The sequence below is a fragment of the Pseudomonas nunensis genome, from assembly GCF_024296925.1.
GTDB classification, from domain to species: domain Bacteria; phylum Pseudomonadota; class Gammaproteobacteria; order Pseudomonadales; family Pseudomonadaceae; genus Aquipseudomonas; species Aquipseudomonas nunensis.
In genome coordinates, this window is record NZ_CP101125.1 from 5,165,172 (window position 1) to 5,185,454 (window position 20,283).

The window sequence follows — 20,283 nt, forward strand, 5'->3', positions numbered from 1 at the left end:
TTTTATGTGCAGCTAACGCTTAGATCGCGCCACGCTGACGCAGCAGATCCAGCACTCGCTTGACGCTTTCTTCCAGCGACAGCGACTGGGTGTCAACCACAAGGTCAGCGTCCAGCGGCACGTCGTACGGGAAGGAGTCGCCCGGGATGTTGTCGCCACCGGCGGCATACAGCCCTTGCGGATCACGTTCGGCACACACGGTTGGCGAGGCCTGGACGTAGACCGTCAGCAGACGCTCCTTGCCGATCAGGTCCTTCGCCTGCTCGCGACCTTCGGCACTCGGCGCAACGAATGCCGCCAGGGTCAGCAAACCGGCTTCGTTGAACTGACGCGCAACGTGCGCCGCACGACGCCAGTTCTCGGTACGCCCGGAACGATCCTGCGGCAGACCTTTGTTCAGGTCGTGACGCAGGTTCTGGCCATCCAGTACGAACACCGCACGGCCCATGTCGAACAACTTGCGTTCAACCGCGTAAGCCAGGGTGCTTTTGCCCGCGCCGGACAAGCCGCTGAACAACACGGTAGCCGGTTGCTGGCCGAAGCGCTGGGCGCGTTCCTCGGTAGCGACGTGCGCCAGTTTGCCGTGGTGCGTGCTGCTGCCATGGGCCAACGGTTGAGCGATGATCATGCCAGCGGCGACGGTGCCATTGGTCAAACGATCGATGACGATGAACGAGCCGGTGGTGCGGTTGCTCGCGTAACCGTCCAGTGCGATGGCGGCGTCGAGGCTGACCTTGACCCGACCGATCTCGTTCAGATTCAGCGAACTCGCCGGACCTTCTTCCAGCGTGTTCACGTCAACGCGGTTGACGATGCTGGTGATCGAACCCGGCACGTAGGACGTGGCGCGCTTGATGTCGTATTTCTTGCCCGGCAGCATCGGTTCTTCGGCCATCCACACCAGCATGGCGTCGAAGGCGTCGGTCACTTGCGGCAGGTTGTCGGCGTGCACCAGCAAGTCGCCGCGAGAGATGTCGATCTCGTCTTCCATGGTCAGCGTTACAGCCTGACCCGGACCTGCGTGCTCCAGCTCACCTTCGAAGGTGACGATGGATTTCACGCGGCTGCTCTTGCCCGACGGCAGCACCACGACTTCGTCGCCCTTGTGCACGATGCCGCTGGCCAGGGTGCCGGCAAAACCACGGAAGTTCAGGTTCGGACGGTTGACGTACTGCACCGGGAAACGCAGGTCGGTGTAGTTGCGGTCGTTGGCGATCTCGACGGTCTCGAGAATTTCCATCAGCGACTGGCCGGTGTACCACGGCGAGCGCTCGGACTTGTTCACCACGTTGTCGCCCTTCAGCGCCGACATCGGCACGAACGCCATGGTGGTCGGCTTGAATGCGATGCCTTCGGCGAACTTCAGGTAATCGGCCTTGATCGACTCGAACACGCTTTCATCGAAGCCGTTGATGTCCATCTTGTTGACGGCAACCACGATGTGCTTGATGCCCAGCAACGAGGCGATAAAGCTGTGGCGACGGGTCTGGGTCTGCACGCCGTAGCGGGCGTCGATCAGGATGATCGCCAGGTCACAGGTGGAGGCACCGGTGGCCATGTTGCGGGTGTACTGCTCATGGCCGGGGGTGTCGGCGATGATGAATTTACGCTTGGCGGTGGAGAAGTAGCGGTAGGCAACATCAATGGTGATGCCCTGCTCACGCTCAGCCTGCAGGCCGTCGACCAGCAAGGCCAGGTCGATGTCGTCGCCGGTGGTGCCGGACTTTTTCGAATCGCGGGTGATGGCTTCCAGGTGATCTTCGTAGATCATCTTGGAGTCGTGCAGCAGGCGCCCGATCAGGGTGCTCTTGCCGTCGTCGACGTTGCCACAGGTCAGAAAGCGCAGCATTTCCTTGCGTTCGTGCTGGCCCAGGTAGGCGAGGATGTCCTCGCTGATCAAATCAGATACGTGCGACATGACAACCCCTTAGAAATAACCCTGACGTTTCTTTTCTTCCATCGAGCCTGCGCCATCGTGGTCGATGACCCGGCCCTGGCGTTCGGAAGTTCGCGTCAGGAGCATTTCCTGAATGATGTCGGTCAGGCTGGTGGCCTCGGACTCGACCGCACCGGTCAACGGGTAGTCGCCCAGCGTACGGAAACGCACTTTTTTCTTGACGATGCGCGCCTTGTCTTCATCGCTCAGGTGATTGAGCAGACGTTCGTCGTCGATCATGATCCAGGTGCCATTCATCTCGATAACGTCGCGCTCGGCGGCGAAATACAGCGGCACAATTGGGATGCCTTCGAGGTAGATGTACTGCCAGATATCCAGTTCGGTCCAGTTCGACAACGGGAATACACGAATGGATTCGCCCTTGTTGACGTTGCCGTTGTAGACGTTCCACAACTCCGGACGCTGGTTTTTCGGGTCCCAGCGGTGCTTGGTGTCGCGGAAGGAATACACGCGCTCTTTGGCACGGGACTTCTCTTCATCGCGGCGGGCACCACCGAAAGCGGCGTCGAAACCGTACTTGTCGAGGGCCTGTTTCAGGCCTTCGGTTTTCATGATATCGGTGTGTTTGGCACTGCCGTGGGTCAGCGGATTGATACCCTGCGCAACGCCATCGGGGTTGACGTGGACGATCAGGTCCAGGCCCAGTTCTTCGACCATGCGGTCGCGGAATGCGTACATTTCCTGGAACTTCCACCGGGTATCGACGTGCATCACCGGGAACGGCAGTTTGCCCGGGAAGAATGCCTTGCGCGCAAGGTGCAGCATCACGGCGGAGTCTTTACCGACGGAGTACAGCATCACCGGGTTATCGAACTCGGCGGCGACCTCGCGGATGATGTGGATGCTTTCGGCCTCCAGCTGTTTCAGATGCGTCAGTTTGTCGACCATGGCTACTCACGAAAACGATCTTATGGACGGCCAGCGGGCCGTGTTCGAGCGGGGAATCCTAGCACAGCGGCCCCCTTCTAATCAGGACGCCAACTAGATCGAAAGGGTATATGAATATACCCCCTCGTTTGGGCTACAGCCCTTGTAGGAGCGAGGCTTGCCCGCGAAGACGATTACACGGTGTCTCGGGGAAACCGCGTTATCGTTCTTCGCGGGCAAGCCTCGCTCCTACAGAGGGACGGTGGTTTCAGATCGGGTTCGGGCAGTCGATGAAGATGTGCTCCAGGGCAAAGCGTCGCGCCAGGTAATCGCCCAAGGCCTGAACCCCGTAGCGCTCGGTAGCGTGATGCCCGGCGGCGATGAAGCTGATGTCGTTTTCCCGGGCACTGTGGAACGTCTGTTCGGACGCTTCACCGCTGAGGTACAGATCGACCCCCGCCAACACCGCCTGATCGATATAGCCCTGACCGCCGCCCGTGCACCAGCCGACCCGACGAATCATTTCGCTGCCTTCAATCAGCAACGGTTCGCGCCCCATGACTTCCTGCACGCGACGGGCAAAGTCGCGGGGGCTCATCGGTTCGCTCAACGAGCCGACCAGGCCGACGACTTTCAGGTTGTCGGGGTCCAGCGGGCCTTCGACAGTGATGTCCAACTGACGCGCAAGCTGCACGTTGTTGCCGACGTCCGGGTGCAGATCCAGCGGCAAGTGATAAGACAGCAGACTGATGTCGTGCTTGAGCAGGGTTTTCAAGCGGCGCTGCTTCATCCCGGTGATGCAGGGGTTCTCGCCCTTCCAGAAATAGCCGTGATGCACCAGCACCAGATCGGCCTTGGCCTCGACCGCCGCGTCCAGCAGCGCCTGGCTGGCAGTGACGCCACTGACGATGCGCATCACTTGCGGACGGCCCTCGACCTGCAAGCCATTGGGGCAGTAGTCGGCGATCTTTGAACTGTTAAGGTAACGGTCGGCTTCTTCGACCAGGGTGCTCAGGGCGACGGCCATAAAAGACTCCTAAATATCCCGTTCAGAGGCGCGCTCGCCTCGTATAATGCGCGACATTATGGGCGGTCTCATACCACCTGCAACCTTTCCAGGACTTGCTTAATGCTTAAGGCGCTGCGTTTTTCCGGCTGGCCGCTGTTGGCCGGCGTGCTTATCGCTCTGTTGATAATCCAGCGTTACCCGCAGTGGGTCGGGCTTCCGAGCCTTGATGTCAATCTTCAACAAGCACCGCAAACCACCAGCGTGCAACAGGGCCCGGTGTCTTATGCCGATGCCGTGGTCATTGCCGCGCCGGCGGTGGTCAACCTGTACACCACCAAAGTCATCAATAAACCGAATCATCCGTTGTTCGAAGACCCGCAGTTCCGCCGCTTCTTCGGCGACAACTCGCCCAAGCAGAAGCGCATGGAGTCGAGTCTGGGTTCCGGCGTGATCATGAGCCCGGAAGGCTACATCCTGACCAACAACCACGTGACCACTGGCGCCGACCAGATTGTCGTGGCGCTCAAGGATGGCCGTGAGACTTTGGCGCGGGTGATCGGCAGCGACCCGGAAACTGATCTCGCGGTATTGAAGATCGACCTGAAAACCCTGCCGGCGATCACCATCGGCCGTTCCGACAACATTCGCATCGGCGACGTCGCGCTGGCCATCGGCAACCCGTTCGGCGTCGGCCAGACCGTCACCATGGGCATCATCAGCGCCACCGGGCGTAACCAGCTCGGCCTGAACAACTACGAAGATTTCATCCAGACCGACGCCGCGATCAACCCCGGCAACTCCGGCGGTGCGCTGGTGGATGCCAATGGCAACCTGACTGGCATCAACACTGCGATCTTCTCCAAATCCGGCGGTTCCCAAGGCATCGGCTTCGCGATCCCGGTCAAACTGGCGATGGAAGTGATGAAGTCGATCATCGAACACGGCCAGGTGATTCGTGGCTGGCTCGGGATCGAAGTGCAGCCGCTGACCCAGGAACTGGCGGAATCGTTTGGCCTGTCCGGGCGTCCGGGGATTGTGGTGGCAGGGATTTTCCGTGACGGTCCGGCACAGAAGGCCGGCCTGCAATTGGGCGACGTGATCCTCAGCATCGACGGCGAACCGGCCGGTGATGGCCGCCGCTCGATGAACCAGGTGGCGCGGATCAAACCGACCGACAAGGTCACGATCCAGGTGATGCGTAACGGCAAGGAGCTCAAGTTGAGCGCCGAGATTGGCCTGCGTCCGCCGCCGGCCCCGGTCAAAGAAGAAGAGTAAGCACCACCACAAACCAATGTGGGAGCGGGCTTGCTCGCGAAAGCGGTATGTCAGTCACATCATTGCTGGATGTGCTGCCGTCTTCGCGAGCAAGCCCGCTCCCACATTGGGTTCCGTGGTGTGTTAGAGGTCGCCGAGGCCGTCGATCAGCGCCTGGTTTTGCTCTGGCGTGCCGATGGAGATTCGCAGGAACTGGGCAATCCGCTCCTGCTTGAAGTGCCGGACAATCACACCCTGCTCACGCAACTTCGCCGCCAGCCCAGCCGCATCGTGCTGCGGATGCCGGGCGAAGATGAAGTTCGCCGCCGACGGCAGCACTTCAAAACCCTTCGCTTGCAACTGCGCGACAACCTTCTCGCGATTCTCGATGACCAAGCGGCAAGTCTTGTCGAAGTACTCGCGATCCTCGAACGCCGCCGCTGCCCCGACATTCGCCAAGCGATCCAGCGGGTAGGAGTTGAAGCTGTTCTTGATCCGCTCCAGCGCCTCGATCAGGTCCGGGTGCCCCACCGCCAAACCGACGCGCAGGCCCGCCAGGGAACGGGACTTGGACAGGGTCTGGGTCACCAGCAGGTTCGGGTAACGGTCCACCAGGCTGATCGCGGTATCGCCGCCGAAGTCGATATACGCTTCATCGACCACCACCACCGAATCCGGGCTGGCCTTGAGGATTTGCTCCACGGCGTCCAGCGCCAACAGGCATCCAGTCGGCGCGTTCGGGTTTGGGAAAATGATCCCGCCATTCGGCTTGGCATAGTCCGCCGGGTTGATCTGGAACTGCGCGTCCAGCGGCACAGCATCGAACGCAATGCCGTACAACCCGCAGTAGACCGGGTAGAAGCTGTAGCTGATGTCCGGGAACAACACTGGATTGTCGTGTTGCAGCAGGCCGTGAAAGATGTGCGCCAGGACTTCATCGGAACCGTTGCCGAGGAATACCTGATTGCTCTGCACGCCGTAATAAGTAGCCACGGCGTTCTTCAGCAGATCGCTGTTCGGGTCCGGGTACAGGCGCAGGTTGTCGTTCAGTTCGGTCTGCATCGCGGCCAAGGCTTTGGGCGATGGACCGTACGGGTTTTCGTTGGTGTTGAGCTTCACCAGTTTCGCCAGTTTCGGCTGCTCGCCCGGCACGTAAGGCACCAGACTCTTGACGAAAGGGCTCCAGAATTTACTCATGTTCAGTCAACCTTCTTATCGTCAACGATGCGGTATTCGGCGCTGCGGGCGTGAGCAGTCAGCGACTCGCCACGGGCCAGCACGGAAGCGGTCTTGCCCAGTTCGGAAGCACCCTGCTCGGAACAGAAGATGATCGACGAGCGTTTCTGGAAGTCATACACACCCAGCGGCGACGAGAAACGCGCGGTGCCGGAGGTCGGCAACACGTGGTTCGGCCCGGCGCAGTAATCGCCCAAGGCTTCAGAGGTGTGGCGACCCATGAAGATCGCACCGGCGTGACGAATCTGCGGCAACCAGGCTTGCGGATCAGCGACCGACAATTCCAGGTGTTCCGGCGCGATACGGTTGGCCACTTCGATGGCTTGTTCCATGTCGCGCACGAGGATCAATGCGCCACGGCCGTTGATCGAGGTTTCGATGATCTCGGCGCGCTCCATGGTCGGCAGCAACTTGGCGATGCTCGCGGCGACCTTGTCGAGGAACTCGGCGTCCGGGCTGACCAGGATCGCCTGGGCGTCTTCGTCGTGCTCAGCCTGGGAGAACAGGTCCATGGCGATCCAGTCCGGATCGGTCTGGCCGTCGCACACCACGAGGATTTCCGACGGGCCAGCGATCATGTCGATGCCGACCTGACCGAACACGTGGCGCTTGGCGGTGGCGACATAGATGTTGCCCGGGCCCACGACCTTATCGACCTTCGGCACGCTTTCGGTGCCGTAGGCCAGCGCGGCTACCGCTTGGGCACCGCCAATGGTGAACACCCGGTCCACGCCAGCGATGCAGGCTGCGGCCAGCACCAATTCATTGAGTTCACCGCGCGGGGTCGGCACGACCATGACCACTTCGGTCACGCCGGCGACCTTGGCAGGAATCGCATTCATCAGCACCGACGACGGGTACGACGCCTTGCCGCCCGGCACGTACAGGCCGGCGCGATCCAGCGGCGTGACTTTCTGGCCGAGCACCGTGCCATCGGCTTCGGTGTAGCTCCAGGAGTCTTGTTTCTGCTTTTCGTGGTAACTGCGCACCCGCGCCGCGGCTTTTTCCAACGCTTCGCGCTGGGGCACGGTGATACGAGTCAGGGCCAGCTCCAGGCGTTCGCGCGGCAGGATCAGGTCGGCCATGGACGCGACTTGCAAGCCATCGAACTTCTGGGTGAATTCAACCAGCGCCGCATCGCCACGCTCGCGCACAGCCTTGATGATGTCCAGCACCCGCTGATTGACCGAGTCGTCAGACACACTTTCCCAGCTCAGCAGATGATCCAGATGATGCGCGAAATCCGGGTCAGCAGCGTTGAGTCGGCGAATTGCAGTCGGTGCGGTCATAGCGAGAGCCTCATAGGAATGGCAAAAACTCAGGCGCCCTAACTTAGCAGTCGTTTCCGCTTGGGCACCTGAGAATTCTGGCTATGAGGCGGATAGACGGGCGCGACTTAACGTCGCGCAGGTGAATCAGCCGCGGTGTCGAGACTCCACTGCCTTGCGCAGGGTGTCGATCAACGCCTGGATACGGGCGTGCTGCATTTTCATCGAAGCCTTGTTGACGATCAGCCGGGAGCTGATGTCAGCGATGAATTCCTGTGGCTCCAGGCCGTTGGCCCGCAGCGTGTTGCCGGTGTCGACCACGTCGATGATCTTGTCGGCCAGGCCAATCAGCGGTGCCAGCTCCATCGAGCCGTAAAGCTTGATGATGTCGACCTGACGACCCTGCTCGGCGTAATAGCGCTTGGCAACGTTGACGAACTTGGTGGCGACGCGCAGACGACCCTTGGGCTCAATGGCGCCAACCTTGCCGGCGGTCATCAGTTTGCACAGGGCAATTCGCAGGTCGAGTGGCTCATAGAGGCCTTGGCCGCCGTATTCCATCAACACATCTTTACCGGCGACGCCCAAGTCCGCGGCACCATGCTCGACGTAAGTCGGCACATCGGTGGCGCGCACGATCAGCAGACGGACGTCAGGCTGGGTCGTGGGGATGATCAGCTTGCGGCTCTTGTCCGGATTCTCGGTCGGCACGATGCCCGCTTCAGCCAGAAGCGGCAGGGTGTCGTCAAGGATGCGGCCCTTGGACAGTGCGATGGTCAACATGGGAAACGTCAGTCCTTATCAAGGTACTCATGCCCGGTCGCAAACGGCGCCGGACACACATCGAGGCCATCACAGCCTCGATGAAGCAAATCAGTTAACAGCAAACTGTGGCGAGGGAGCTTGCTCGCGCTGGGTCGCGAAGCGGCCCCAACAGCGGGACTGCTGCGCAGTCCAACGGGAGCAAGCTCCCTCGCCACAATTGCAGCAGAAACTAGCCCGGTACGCGGCGGATCTTGGCGCCGAGCATCTGCAGTTTCTCTTCGATGCACTCGTAACCACGGTCGATGTGGTAGATGCGATCGATCAGGGTGTCGCCTTCAGCGATCAACGCCGAGATCACCAGGCTGGCCGAAGCACGCAGGTCGGTGGCCATGACTGGCGCGCCTTTGAGCTTCTCGGTGCCGGTAACGATGGCAGTGTTGCCTTCGACCTGGATCTTGGCGCCCATGCGGTGCAGTTCATACACGTGCATGAAGCGGTTTTCGAAGATCGTCTCGATCACTGCACCCGTGCCTTCGGCAATGGCGTTGAGGGAGATGAACTGCGCCTGCATGTCGGTCGGGAACGCCGGGTACGGAGCGGTCCGCACGTTAACGGCTTTTGGCCGCTTGCCGTGCATGTTCAGCTCGATCCAGTCGTCGCCGCAGGTGATTTCTGCACCCGACTCACGAAGTTTTTCCAGAACGGCTTCGAGGATGGTCGGATCGGTGTCCTTGACCTTCACACGACCGCCGGTCACGGCAGCCGCGACCAGGTAGGTACCGGTTTCGATCCGGTCCGGCATCACTTTGTAAGTGGCCGGGTGCAGACGCTCAACGCCATCGATGGTGATGGTGTCGGTGCCGGCGCCAGTGATCTTGGCACCCATAGCGATCAGGAAGTTCGCCAGGTCGATGACTTCAGGCTCGCGCGCGGCGTTAGCCAGGACGCTGCGGCCCTTGGCCAGTGCAGCGGCCATCATGATGTTTTCGGTGCCGGTCACGCTGACGGTGTCGAAGAAGAAGTGCGCACCGCGCAAACCACCTTCCGGCGCCTTGGCCTTGATGTAGCCGCCTTCGACGTCGATGACCGCGCCCATGGCTTCAAGACCACGGATGTGCAAGTCGACCGGACGCGAACCGATGGCGCAACCGCCAGGCAGTGCGACTTCGGCTTCACCGAAACGCGCAACCATCGGGCCCAGCACCAGGATCGAGGCACGCATGGTTTTCACCAGTTCGTACGGTGCGATCAGGGTCTTGATGGTGCGCGGGTCGATTTCAACGCTCAGCTTCTCGTCGATCACCGGCTCGATGCCCATGCGACCGAACAACTCGATCATGGTGGTGATGTCGTGCAGGTGCGGCAGGTTGGCCACGGTGACCGGGCCGTCGCACAGCAAGGTGGCGGCGAGGATCGGCAGGGCAGAGTTCTTTGCCCCGGAGATGCGGATTTCGCCATCAAGACGAACGCCGCCAGTAATAATCAATTTATCCATAAGAATCTCGACGCCCTTGGGCTCAGGTGCGCTCGGCCCAGGCCGCGCTGCTGAAAAATTTCATAGTGACCGCATGGATGCTGCCATCGGTGATCCATGGGTTCAAATGGGCATAGATCTGCTGCTGACGCTTCACCGGGCTCAACGCCGCCAGTTCATCGCTAATCACGTTCAGCTGAAAGTTGCAGCCTTCGCCTTCAACTTCGACTTGAGTTCCCGGCAGCTTTCCTTCGAGAAAGCTCTTCACTTCTACGGCCTGCATGCTCAACCTCAATCGGCGCCCTGTGCGCGCGGGTCGGACATCATACAAAAAAGCCCCGCGCCTGCGAACCCCGCATTCACAGGACTCTGACGGGGGGCTTCTTTAATGGATGTCGTTAGGGGTGCGCCAACAGCTCGGTCAATTCGCTGACCTGAGCGATTTCACGCATGTCTTCAGGCATTGCGCGGATGCTCAGGGCCTTGCCGGCCGCCTGGGCATCGCGCATGAAGCACAGCAGCAGCGACAAGCCGACACTGCTGGACTTCACCACTGCCGAACAATCAACCACCACGGCTGCGGCATTGCTGGACTTGATCAGCGCCTGGCCCTGCTTGCGCAAGTCAGGGCCGGTGCGGTAATCCAGCACGCCGCTGAGCAGCAACTCGCCGGTTTCGCTCATGCGAACGGCCGACTCGCTCATTGTGCTTTCTTCTCGGTGGCTTCCTTGGCTTTAGCGACTTCCCCGGCCCAATTGTTGATGGTCTTGTCCAGGTCGTTGCCATTGCGCTGCATCGCGTCAGCGAACTGATCGCGGAACAGCTTGCCAATGTTGATGCCATTGATGATCACGTTGCGCAGTTTCCACTCGCCATTGATCTTCTCGAGCGTGTACTGCACTGGGTAAACCGCACCATTGCTGCCCTTGACCGTCATGCCAACGCTGGTGCGGTCGCCCGACTCGTCCTTGGCTGGCTCAACGGTGATGCCCTGGTTGTTGTACTCAAGCAAGGCGTTGCCATAGAACTGGAACAGGCCTTTCTTGAAGTTTTCCTGGAACGTCTGCATCTGCGCTGGTGTTGCTTTACGCGAATACTTGACCGTCATGATGCTCTTGGAAATACCTTCGGCATCCACCACAGGCCCGACGATGGTGTTCAGCGCCGTGTAAAAGTCTGCGGGATCCTGCTTGTACTTCTCTTTATTGGCCGACAGGTCGGCGAGCATCCGGGTCGTGGTGTCCTGAACCAGATCGTGCGCCGAAGGCGCCGCCACGGCGTTAGCCATCAACGGCAGGGCCGCCAGTACAACCAACAGGCCACGTCGCAAGGTAGAGATCATTCAAAAGCTCCTCATTTGGCGTCTTTGCTAACGGTATTGAGCAGGAATTTACCGATCAGGTCCTCGAGCACCAGCGATGACTGGGTGTCATGGATAGTCCCGCCATCCTTGAGCAAGGCTTGTTCCCCGCCCACGCTGATACCGATGTACTTCTCGCCCAACAGGCCAGCCGTCAGGATAGATGCAGTGGAGTCAGTCGGCAGATTATCTACGCGCTTTTCCAGTTGCATGGTCACCCGGCCGGTGAAACTGTCGCGGTCCAGATCGATTGCCGTGACCTTGCCGATGGTCACACCGGCCATGGTCACTTTAGCTCTGACAGTCAAACCGGCGATATTGTCGAAGTACGCATAAAGTTTATACGTTTCGGCGTTTGCAGTCGGGGACAGGCCACTGACTCGCAGCGCAAGCAACAGCAAAGCCAGAATGCCAGCCAGCAAGAAAAGGCCGACACCGATTTCCAGGGTGCGGTTTTGCATCAGAAATCTCCAAACATCAAGGCGGTCAGAATAAAGTCCAGGCCGAGCACTGCCAAAGAGGCATACACCACGGTCTTGGTTGTGGCACGACTGATCCCCTCGGAAGTGGGCTCGCAGTCATAGCCTTGGAATACGGCAATCCAGGTCACGACGAACCCGAAAACGATGCTTTTGATGATGCCGTTGAGCACGTCGCCATTGAACGTCACGCTGTTTTGCATGTTCGCCCAGTAGGAGCCGTCATAGACGCCCAGCCAGTCGACTGCCACCCACGAACCGCCCCAGATCCCGACGACGCTGAAAATCATCGCCAGCACCGGCAGGGAAATGAAACCGGCCCACAGGCGCGGGGCAACGATGTACTTGAGCGGGTCGACGCCAATCATTTCCAGACTGGACAACTGCTCGGTGGACTTCATGTTGCCGATTTCGGCGGTCAGGGCCGAACCGGCACGCCCGGCGAACAGCAGTGCCGTCACCACCGGCCCCAGTTCACGCAGCAATGTCAGGGCAACCATCTGCCCGACAGCCTGCTCCGAACCGTAGCTGGACAGGATGTTGAAGCCTTGCAGCGCCAACACCATGCCGATGAACACCCCGGAAACCACGATGATCACCAGGGACATCACGCCGATCGAATGCAGCTGTTTGATCAGCAAGCCGAAACCGCCGCCAATACCGCCGCGACCCAGCAACGCATGAAACAGGAAAATCGCCGCACGCCCGAACACCCCGACGGCATCTATCGCCGCCCGGCCGAACCGGCGCACTTTTTCTATTAGTGAAATCTTGCGCATCAGCGCTTCCCCAGAAGATCTGCGCGGTAATCCGTCGCTGGAAAGTGATAAGCGACCGGACCATCGGGTTCGCCTGTCATGAATTGACGGATACGCGGCTCTTGCGAGTTCATCAGCTCTTCAGGCGTGCCCTGCCCCAACACTTGCCCCTCGCCGACCACATAGATGTAGTCGGCAATGCTCGCGGTTTCCGCCAGATCGTGGGAAACCACGATACTGGTGATGCCCAGCGCGTCGTTGAGCAGGCGGATCAGGCGCACCAGCACGCCCATGGCGATCGGGTCCTGCCCCACAAAGGGCTCGTCATACATGAGGATCTGCGGATCAAGGGCAATGGCCCGGGCCAGCGCGACACGACGCTTCATGCCGCCGGACAATTCGTCCGGCATCAGGTCGATGGCGCCACGCAAACCCACGGCCTGCAATTTGAGCAGGACGATGTCACGGATCATTTCTTCCGGCAGCTCGGTATGAACCCGCAGCGGAAAGGCAACGTTCTCGAATACATCGAGATCGGTAAACAGCGCGCCGCTTTGAAACAGCACGCCCATGTGCTTGCGCGCATCGAACAGGTCGCTGCGAGACAATTTGGGCAAATTTTGGCCGTTGACCCAGACTTCGCCGCTGGTAGGTCGCAACTGTGCGCCCATCAGCCGTAACAGCGTGGTCTTGCCACACCCGGAAGGACCCATGATGCCGGTGACCTTGCCGCGCGGGATGCGGATATCGACGTTATTGAAAATGCTGCGCGTACCGCGCTTGAAGGTCAGTCCCTTCAGCTCGACCGCGTAGGCGTTATCGGCACTCATCTAAACTCCTTGCGATGCAGCCTCTCACTCGGACGCCTGACTTTCTGACGAAAGCACATACCTCCCCGGGCAGGCCGAACTGGCGGCGAACTATATCACTGCAACGGGCAAGCGCCAAAGGCCCAAGCCGGCGCATGTTCAGCAATATGACAGGCGAAAACGCTGATTTGGAGGGTTTCCGTAACAGGGATTTACAAAGCACGACGAACTAGCGTGAGGGTTTCGATCATTACCGCTATAATCGCCGCCTTTTCATCGGGCTATACGATTCTGACATGAGCCAATCCAGCGACCTGATTCAATCGGCACAACGCACCATCCGCCTCGAAGTGGAAGCCGTAAAAGGCTTGTTGCCCCATATCGACGCAGATTTCGTACGCGCTTGCGAGATGATTCTGGCCAGCAAAGGCCGCGTGGTCGTGCTGGGCATGGGCAAATCCGGCCATATCGGCAACAAGATTGCCGCCACCCTGGCCAGCACCGGCACCACGGCTTTCTTCGTTCACCCGGCTGAAGCCAGCCACGGCGATATGGGCATGATCACCCGCGACGACATTATCCTGGCGCTGTCGAACTCCGGCTCCACCAATGAAATCGTCACCCTGCTGCCGCTGATCAAGCGCCAGGGCATCAAGCTGATCAGCATGACCGGTAATCCAGACTCACCGCTGTCCAAGGCCGCCGAGATCAATCTCAACGTTCACGTGGAGCACGAAGCCTGCCCCCTGAACCTGGCGCCGACCTCCTCGACTACCGCCGCACTGGTGATGGGCGATGCCCTGGCCGTTGCGCTACTGGAGGCGCGCGGCTTTACCGCTGAAGACTTCGCGTTTTCCCATCCGGGCGGCGCGCTGGGCCGACGCCTGCTGCTGAAAGTCGAAACCGTCATGCACGCCGGCGCAGAATTGCCCCAGGTGCAACGTGGCACGCTGCTCAAGGACGCCTTGATGGAAATGACCCGCAAGGGCCTGGGCATGACCGCGATCGTGGAGGCCGACGGCAAATTGGCCGGGATCTTCACCGACGGCGATTTGCGCCGCACCCTCGACCGGACCATCGATATCCACCACACGACCATCGACGAGGTCATGACTGTTCATGGCAAGACCGCCCGGCCCGATATGCTGGCAGCTGAAGCCCTGAAAATCATGGAAGACCATCGAATCAACGCACTGGTAGTCGTCGACAAGGATGACCGCCCGGTAGGCGCGTTCAACCTCTCCGATCTTCTGCGTGCAGGAGTAATGTAATGAGCGACGACCTGCTGCAACGCGGCAAGAACATCAAGCTGGCGGTTTTCGACGTCGACGGCGTCCTCACCGACGGGCGCCTGTACTTCCTCGAAGACGGCAGTGAATTCAAGACTTTCAGCACCCTCGACGGCCAGGGCATCAAGATGTTGATGGCAGCCGGCGTGCAGACCGCTATCATCAGCGGCCGTAAAACCCCGGTAGTCGAACGTCGAGCGAAAAACCTCGGCATTCCACATCTTTACCAGGGTCGCGAAGACAAACTCGTTGTACTTGACGAGCTTCTTGGCCAACTCAACCTAAGCTATGAACAGGTTGCCTACCTCGGTGACGATCTACCGGACCTGCCGGTGATTCGCCGCGTCGGCCTGGGCATGGCGGTGGCCAATGCCGCCAGTTTTGTGCGCGAACACGCCCACGGTGTCACTCTGGCCCGTGGCGGCGAAGGTGCCGCCCGCGAATTCTGCGAACTGATCCTGCGCGCCCAAGGCCGCCTGGATGCGGCCAACGCCGCGTATTTGTGAGCCAATTATGTTTATTCTGAGCAAAAAGTTTCGCAGGTTCATGCTCTTCGGTTGCATCGCTGCGATATTCGCTGCGGTCGGCTACTGGAACATCAGCCCGGAACGCTTCCTCGACAAGCCAGTGGCAAAAGTCGATGAAAGCGCAATCGACTATTACGCACTCAACGCTCACAGCGTTCAGTATCTGCCCGACGGCGGCTTGCAGTACGACCTGACGTCCGACAAGGTCGAGCACCTCAAGGCGACCGACGTGTCGCTGCTGACCAACCCGGACCTGAACATGTATCGCGGCACCGAATTCCCTTGGCATGTCACGAGTTTGCGTGGCGAAGTGAATGCAGACGGCACACAGGTAGAGCTGATCGACTCGGTCCGCATTGCGCGCACCGATGAACAGAAGCGTGAATTGATTGTTACCAGCACCCGTATGACAGTGTTCCCGCAGCAGCAATATGCGCAGACCGACCAACCCGTTAGAATCGACGGCGCTGGCGGTGTATCGACTGGCAACGGAATGAAAGCGTATTTGAAAGAAAGCAGGATACACCTGCTATCGAACGTAAGAGGACAGTATGAGGCTCGTTAAAACTCTCCCTATTTTGCTCAGTCTGGGCGCAGCACTGGGAAGCGTGAGCGCCTGGGCTCTGCCGAACGATCAAGAGCAGCCTATCCGCATTCAGGCCGACGATGCCCAGCTGGACGACAAGAACGGCGTTGCCACCTATAAAGGCGACGTGATCATTACCCAGGGCTCGATGAAGGTCACCGGCAACACCGTGACCATCACCCGCACCCCGGCCGGTGACATCGATGTCGTGACCTCGGTGGGCAACCTTGCCTACTTCGAGCAACTGCAGACCGCTGGCGACTCCAAGCCTGTCCAGGGCTGGGGCGTGACCATCCAGTACCACGCCGCGCAAAACCGCGTCGTGCTGATCGACAAGGCCAAGGTTGTCGACAAAGACAACAACACCACCCAGGGCGAGAAAATCGTCTACGACACGGTCAAGAAACTGGCGAGCGCCGGTCGTGCCACGGGTAACAAGGTCACCGAATCGCGTCCGCGCATTGACATGGTGATCCAGCCGAAGCCGAAAACCGACCAGAAAAAGGCCAATTAATGGCAACCCTGAAAGCTCAGCATCTGGCCAAGAGCTACAAGAGCCGCCAGGTCGTGCGTGATGTCAGCCTGTCTATCGACAGCGGTCAGATCGTCGGCCTGCTGGGCCCGAACGGCGCCGGCAAGACCACCTGTTTCTACATGATCGTCGGCCTGGTACAGGCCGATCAGGGCCGCGTACTGATCGACGACCTGGACGTCAGCCACCAGCCGATGCACGGTCGTGCAAAGGCCGGTATCGGCTATCTTCCGCAGGAAGCGTCGATCTTCCGCAAACTGTCGGTGGCCGACAACATCATGGCCATCCTCGAGACCCGCAAGGAACTCGACAAGGCCGGTCGCCGCAAAGAGCTGGAAAGCCTGCTGCAGGAATTCCACATCAGCCATATCCGCGACAACCTGGGCATGAGCCTGTCCGGTGGTGAACGCCGCCGGGTAGAAATCGCCCGCGCGCTGGCCACCAACCCGAAATTCATCCTGCTCGACGAACCTTTCGCCGGTGTAGACCCGATTTCGGTAGGCGACATCAAACAGATCATCCATCACCTCAAGGCCAAGGGCATTGGCGTGCTGATCACCGACCACAACGTCCGTGAAACCCTGGATATCTGCGAAACCGCCTACATCGTCAACGATGGCCAGCTGATCGCCGAAGGTGACTCTGCCACCATCCTGGCCAACGAACTGGTCAAGGAAGTGTACCTGGGCCATGAGTTCCGCCTTTAAGCACTGAGGTGTCTGGCTGGAAGCCCGAGCGCTTGTATCGATAAAAAATCAACATTTTTTTATTGTTACAGCGCTCTAGGCAAACCCTGCAGTATCGGGCATATAATTTGCTTAAGTTTGGCGCTCCGGCGCCCTGTAGTGGATGGCGCATGCGCGCCGGCGAATAAGGTGTTAAGCCCCTGCCATGAAACCATCGCTAGTCTTGAGAATGGGCCAGCAGCTGACGATGACACCTCAGCTGCAACAGGCCATCCGCCTGCTCCAATTGTCGACCCTGGACCTGCAACAGGAAATCCAGGAGGCCCTGGAGTCCAATCCGATGCTCGAACGCCAGGAAGAAGGCGACGACTTCGATAACGCCGACCCCTTGGCCGACAAAGCCGAACAGCAACCCAACGCCGATGTTTCGGAACCCTCCTACCAGGAAACCGCCCCGACGGTGGATAACCTCGAGGAAGGCGACTGGAACGAGCGCATTCCCAACGAGCTGCCCGTCGATACCGCGTGGGAAGACGTCTACCAGACCAGCGCCAGCAGCCTGCCGAGCAACGATGACGACGAGTGGGATTTCACCACCCGCACATCGGCCGGCGAGAGCCTGCAAAGCCACCTGCTCTGGCAACTCAACCTGGCACCGATGTCCGACACCGATCGCCTGATCGCCGTGACCCTGATCGATTGCATCAACAATCAGGGCTATCTGGACGAAACCCTCGAGGAAATCCTCGAAGCCTTCGATCCGGAACTGGACATCGAACTGGACGAAATCGAAGCCGTCCTGCACCGCATCCAGCAATTCGAACCGGCCGGAATCGGCGCCCGCAACCTGGGCGAATGCCTGTTGCTGCAATTGCGCCAACTGGCCGCCAAGACGCCTTGGCTGGCCGAGGCCAAGCGCCTGGTCACCGATTACATCGACCTGCTCGGCAGCCGCGACTACAGCCAGTTGATGCGCCGCATGAAACTCAAGGAAGATGAACTGCGCCAGGTCATCGAACTGGTCCAGAGCCTGAACCCGCGTCCGGGCTCGCAAATCGAGTCCAGCGAAGCCGAATACGTCGTTCCCGACGTGATCGTGCGCAAGGACAACGAGCGCTGGCTGGTGGAGTTGAACCAGGAGTCGGTGCCACGGCTGCGGGTCAACGCCCAGTACGCCGGTTTCGTACGCCGCGCCGACACCAGCGCCGACAACACCTTCATGCGCAATCAGTTGCAGGAAGCCCGCTGGTTCATCAAGAGCCTGCAAAGCCGCAACGAAACCCTGATGAAAGTGGCCACCCAGATCGTCGAGCACCAACGCGGCTTCCTGGAATACGGCGACGAAGCCATGAAACCGCTGGTCCTGCATGACATCGCCGAAGCAGTGGGCATGCACGAATCGACGATTTCGCGGGTAACTACCCAGAAGTTCATGCATACCCCTCGGGGCATATATGAGCTGAAATACTTTTTCTCCAGCCATGTCAGCACCTCTGAAGGCGGTGAATGCTCGTCCACAGCGATCCGCGCGATCATCAAAAAACTGGTTGCCGCGGAAAATCAGAAAAAGCCGTTGAGTGACAGCAAGATCGCTGGTTTACTGGAGGCACAAGGCATTCAGGTGGCTCGCCGCACCGTCGCCAAGTACCGCGAGTCCCTCGGGATCGCGCCTTCGAGCGAACGCAAGCGGTTGATGTAAGCCACAGCACAGCGTTCCAGTGGCAGGTACCTCTACCTGCCGCTTTATGCACTGGCAACGAAGGAGAAGCTGTATGCAAGTCAACATCAGTGGACACCAACTGGAAGTGACCGAACCCCTGCGCGCCTACATCGGCGAAAAACTCGAACGATTAGAGCGGCATTTCGACAAGATCACCAATGTGCAGGTGACGATGACGGTCGAAAAGCTGAAGCAGAAAATCGAAGCCACCCTGCATATTCCCGGCAGTGAAGTGGTCGCCAACGCGGAACATACCGATATGTACGCGGCGATCGACTCACTTACCGACAAGCTGGATAAACAACTCAAAAAGCATAAGGAAAAGACCCAGAGCCTCCTCCAGGGCGCGACCGGTCGTTAACACTCCCTACCCATGATCCGACTTGAAAATATCCTGACCCCCGGCCGTTCCCTCGTGAACGTGCCGGGCGGCAGTAAAAAGAAAGCCCTCGAGCAAATTGCCAACCTGATCGCCCGGGAAGTGCCGGATCTGGAGATGCAAGATGTCTTCGAGGCTCTGATTGCCCGTGAAAAACTCGGTTCGACCGGTTTTGGCAACGGCATCGCCATCCCCCACTGTCGCCTCAAGGGTTGCAACTCCCCCATCAGCGCCCTGATGCACCTTGATGCACCTATCGATTTCGACGCCATCGACGGCGCCCCGGTTGACTTGCTGTTTGTCCTGCTCGTCCCGCAAGCCGCCACCGATGCGCACCTGGAGTTGCTGCGCCAGATCGCCAGCATGCTCGATCGCAAGGAAGTACGCGAAAAACTGCGCAGTGCCCCGAGCAACGAAGCCTTGTATCAGGTTGTCCTGGACGAGCAAAACGGTCACTAATCATGCGCCTGATCATTGTCAGTGGCCGTTCCGGCTCCGGTAAAAGTACCGCGCTCAATGTCCTTGAGGACAACGGCTACTACTGCATCGACAACCTGCCCGCCGGTTTGCTGCCGGAACTGGCCGAACGCGCCCTGATTCATACCGAGCTGGCACAGCCGCTGGTCGCCGTGTCCATCGACGCGCGCAACCTGCCCAGCCACCTCTCGCGCTTTCCCGAATTACTTGAAGAAGTTCGCAGCCGGCATATCCAGTGCGATGTGCTGTACCTGGACGCCGATGAAGAAACCCTGCTCAAGCGTTTCTCGGAAACCCGCCGCCGCCACCCGCTGAGCAACGCCAATCGCTCACTGGCCGAGGCGATCGAAGACGAGACGCAGTTGCTGGGGCCGATCGCCGATCTGGCTGACCTCAAGATCAACACCACCAGCCTGAACCTGTACCAGTTGCGCGACACCATCAAATTGCGCCTGCTGAACCAGCCGGAGCCCGGCACGGCGTTCCTGGTGGAGTCTTTCGGGTTCAAGCGTGGCATGCCGGTAGATGCCGACGTGGTGTTCGACGTGCGTTGCCTGCCCAATCCGTACTGGAAACCGGAGCTGCGAGCGCAATCAGGACTCGATCAACCAGTGGCCGAGTACCTGGCTGCGCAGCCGGACGTCGAAGAGATGTTCCAGGATATCTACGGTTACCTGTTCAAGTGGCTACCGCGATTTGCCGCCAGCAACCGCGCCTACGTCACCATTGCCATTGGCTGCACCGGCGGTCATCACCGCTCCGTCTACCTGACCGAACGTCTGGGTCAGGCCCTGCAACAATCCCTGAAGAACGTCCAGGTTCGCCACCGCGACCTCAGCTAAAGGATTCAC

The 20,283-nt window shown here is 59.6% G+C and carries 23 protein-coding genes; 10 read left to right on the forward strand and 13 right to left on the reverse strand.

The features are described 5' to 3' along the window. Positions 1 to 19 precede the first annotated feature (19 nt). From cysN to NK667_RS22765, 3 genes are all read right to left on the reverse strand, one after another. Entirely contained in the window at positions 20 to 1,918 is a 1,899-nt protein-coding gene (cysN, locus tag NK667_RS22755) for a sulfate adenylyltransferase subunit CysN (RefSeq protein WP_054616126.1), read from the reverse strand. Positions 1,919 to 1,927: 9 nt separating this feature from the next. Beyond that, entirely contained in the window at positions 1,928 to 2,845 is a 918-nt protein-coding gene (gene cysD, locus NK667_RS22760; RefSeq protein ID WP_054049875.1) for a sulfate adenylyltransferase subunit CysD, read from the reverse strand. A gap of 247 nt (positions 2,846 to 3,092) precedes the next feature. After that, entirely contained in the window at positions 3,093 to 3,851 is a 759-nt protein-coding gene (locus NK667_RS22765) for a Nif3-like dinuclear metal center hexameric protein (RefSeq protein ID WP_054616127.1), read from the reverse strand. Positions 3,852 to 3,953: 102 nt separating this feature from the next. On the opposite strand from NK667_RS22765, the gene algW reads away from it, so the two are divergent. Continuing rightward, the gene (algW, locus tag NK667_RS22770; RefSeq protein ID WP_054049878.1) at positions 3,954 to 5,108 is read left to right on the forward strand and encodes a Do family serine endopeptidase AlgW; all 1,155 of its coding nucleotides are present in this window, start codon (positions 3,954 to 3,956) and stop codon (positions 5,106 to 5,108) included. Positions 5,109 to 5,231: 123 nt separating this feature from the next. Here the strand turns inward: algW and hisC are convergent, their stop codons facing one another. The 10 genes from hisC to NK667_RS22820 form a co-directional block, all read right to left on the reverse strand. Continuing rightward, complete coding sequence (gene hisC, locus NK667_RS22775) at positions 5,232 to 6,284, reverse strand: histidinol-phosphate transaminase (RefSeq protein WP_054616128.1); 1,053 nt, start codon at positions 6,282 to 6,284, stop codon at positions 5,232 to 5,234. Between the two features lie 2 nt (positions 6,285 to 6,286). Further along, a complete protein-coding gene (hisD, locus tag NK667_RS22780) occupies positions 6,287 to 7,612 on the reverse strand; it encodes a histidinol dehydrogenase (RefSeq protein ID WP_054049882.1) in 1,326 nt (441 codons plus the stop codon). Positions 7,613 to 7,738: 126 nt separating this feature from the next. After that, a complete protein-coding gene (gene hisG / locus NK667_RS22785) occupies positions 7,739 to 8,374 on the reverse strand; it encodes an ATP phosphoribosyltransferase (protein ID WP_054049885.1) in 636 nt (211 codons plus the stop codon). 211 nt (positions 8,375 to 8,585) lie between these two features. After that, positions 8,586 to 9,851, reverse strand: a complete 1,266-nt coding sequence (murA, locus tag NK667_RS22790) for a UDP-N-acetylglucosamine 1-carboxyvinyltransferase (protein ID WP_054049887.1) — start codon at positions 9,849 to 9,851, stop codon at positions 8,586 to 8,588. 22 nt (positions 9,852 to 9,873) lie between these two features. Continuing rightward, positions 9,874 to 10,113: a BolA family protein gene (locus NK667_RS22795; protein ID WP_046052891.1), complete on the reverse strand. Its 240-nt coding sequence runs from the start codon at positions 10,111 to 10,113 to the stop codon at positions 9,874 to 9,876. A gap of 115 nt (positions 10,114 to 10,228) precedes the next feature. After that, positions 10,229 to 10,534: an STAS domain-containing protein gene (locus tag NK667_RS22800; protein ID WP_054049889.1), complete on the reverse strand. Its 306-nt coding sequence runs from the start codon at positions 10,532 to 10,534 to the stop codon at positions 10,229 to 10,231. Beyond that, positions 10,531 to 11,172: an MlaC/ttg2D family ABC transporter substrate-binding protein gene (locus NK667_RS22805; RefSeq protein ID WP_054049891.1), complete on the reverse strand. Its 642-nt coding sequence runs from the start codon at positions 11,170 to 11,172 to the stop codon at positions 10,531 to 10,533. Before NK667_RS22805 ends, NK667_RS22800 begins: the two co-directional genes overlap by 4 nt. 11 nt (positions 11,173 to 11,183) lie before the next feature. Next, entirely contained in the window at positions 11,184 to 11,651 is a 468-nt protein-coding gene (gene mlaD, locus NK667_RS22810) for an outer membrane lipid asymmetry maintenance protein MlaD (protein ID WP_054049893.1), read from the reverse strand. After that, entirely contained in the window at positions 11,651 to 12,448 is a 798-nt protein-coding gene (mlaE, locus tag NK667_RS22815) for a lipid asymmetry maintenance ABC transporter permease subunit MlaE (RefSeq protein WP_054049895.1), read from the reverse strand. Before mlaE ends, mlaD begins: the two co-directional genes overlap by 1 nt. After that, positions 12,448 to 13,257 carry an ATP-binding cassette domain-containing protein gene (locus tag NK667_RS22820; RefSeq protein WP_054049897.1) on the reverse strand — a complete coding sequence of 270 codons (810 nt, stop codon included), beginning with the start codon at positions 13,255 to 13,257 and terminating at the stop codon, positions 12,448 to 12,450. The genes mlaE and NK667_RS22820 overlap by 1 nt, the downstream gene beginning before the upstream one ends. Positions 13,258 to 13,532: 275 nt before the next feature. Here NK667_RS22820 and NK667_RS22825 point away from each other — a divergent pair, with 275 nt between their 5' ends. The 9 genes from NK667_RS22825 to rapZ all read left to right on the forward strand — a co-directional run bounded on the left by NK667_RS22825 (position 13,533) and on the right by rapZ (position 20,274). Beyond that, positions 13,533 to 14,507, forward strand: a complete 975-nt coding sequence (locus NK667_RS22825; protein WP_054049899.1) for a KpsF/GutQ family sugar-phosphate isomerase — start codon at positions 13,533 to 13,535, stop codon at positions 14,505 to 14,507. Beyond that, entirely contained in the window at positions 14,507 to 15,031 is a 525-nt protein-coding gene (locus NK667_RS22830; RefSeq protein ID WP_054049900.1) for a KdsC family phosphatase, read from the forward strand. The genes NK667_RS22825 and NK667_RS22830 overlap by 1 nt, the downstream gene beginning before the upstream one ends. Positions 15,032 to 15,044: 13 nt before the next feature. Then, positions 15,045 to 15,617 (forward strand): LPS export ABC transporter periplasmic protein LptC, encoded by a 573-nt coding sequence (lptC, locus tag NK667_RS22835; RefSeq protein WP_054050195.1) that lies wholly within the window; start codon positions 15,045 to 15,047, stop codon positions 15,615 to 15,617. Next, entirely contained in the window at positions 15,604 to 16,152 is a 549-nt protein-coding gene (gene lptA / locus NK667_RS22840) for a lipopolysaccharide transport periplasmic protein LptA (protein ID WP_054049903.1), read from the forward strand. Before lptC ends, lptA begins: the two co-directional genes overlap by 14 nt. Beyond that, complete coding sequence (lptB, locus tag NK667_RS22845; RefSeq protein WP_054049904.1) at positions 16,152 to 16,877, forward strand: LPS export ABC transporter ATP-binding protein; 726 nt, start codon at positions 16,152 to 16,154, stop codon at positions 16,875 to 16,877. The genes lptA and lptB overlap by 1 nt, the downstream gene beginning before the upstream one ends. A gap of 184 nt (positions 16,878 to 17,061) precedes the next feature. Beyond that, on the forward strand, positions 17,062 to 18,555 hold the full coding sequence (locus NK667_RS22850; RefSeq protein WP_054616129.1) for an RNA polymerase factor sigma-54: 1,494 nt from the start codon (positions 17,062 to 17,064) through the stop codon (positions 18,553 to 18,555). Between the two features lie 73 nt (positions 18,556 to 18,628). Further along, on the forward strand, positions 18,629 to 18,937 hold the full coding sequence (gene hpf / locus NK667_RS22855) for a ribosome hibernation-promoting factor, HPF/YfiA family (RefSeq protein WP_054049907.1): 309 nt from the start codon (positions 18,629 to 18,631) through the stop codon (positions 18,935 to 18,937). A gap of 12 nt (positions 18,938 to 18,949) precedes the next feature. Beyond that, positions 18,950 to 19,414, forward strand: a complete 465-nt coding sequence (gene ptsN / locus NK667_RS22860) for a PTS IIA-like nitrogen regulatory protein PtsN (protein WP_054049909.1) — start codon at positions 18,950 to 18,952, stop codon at positions 19,412 to 19,414. A 2-nt stretch (positions 19,415 to 19,416) separates the two neighbouring features. Further along, positions 19,417 to 20,274 (forward strand): RNase adapter RapZ, encoded by an 858-nt coding sequence (gene rapZ, locus NK667_RS22865; protein WP_054616130.1) that lies wholly within the window; start codon positions 19,417 to 19,419, stop codon positions 20,272 to 20,274. Positions 20,275 to 20,283: the final 9 nt, after the last annotated feature.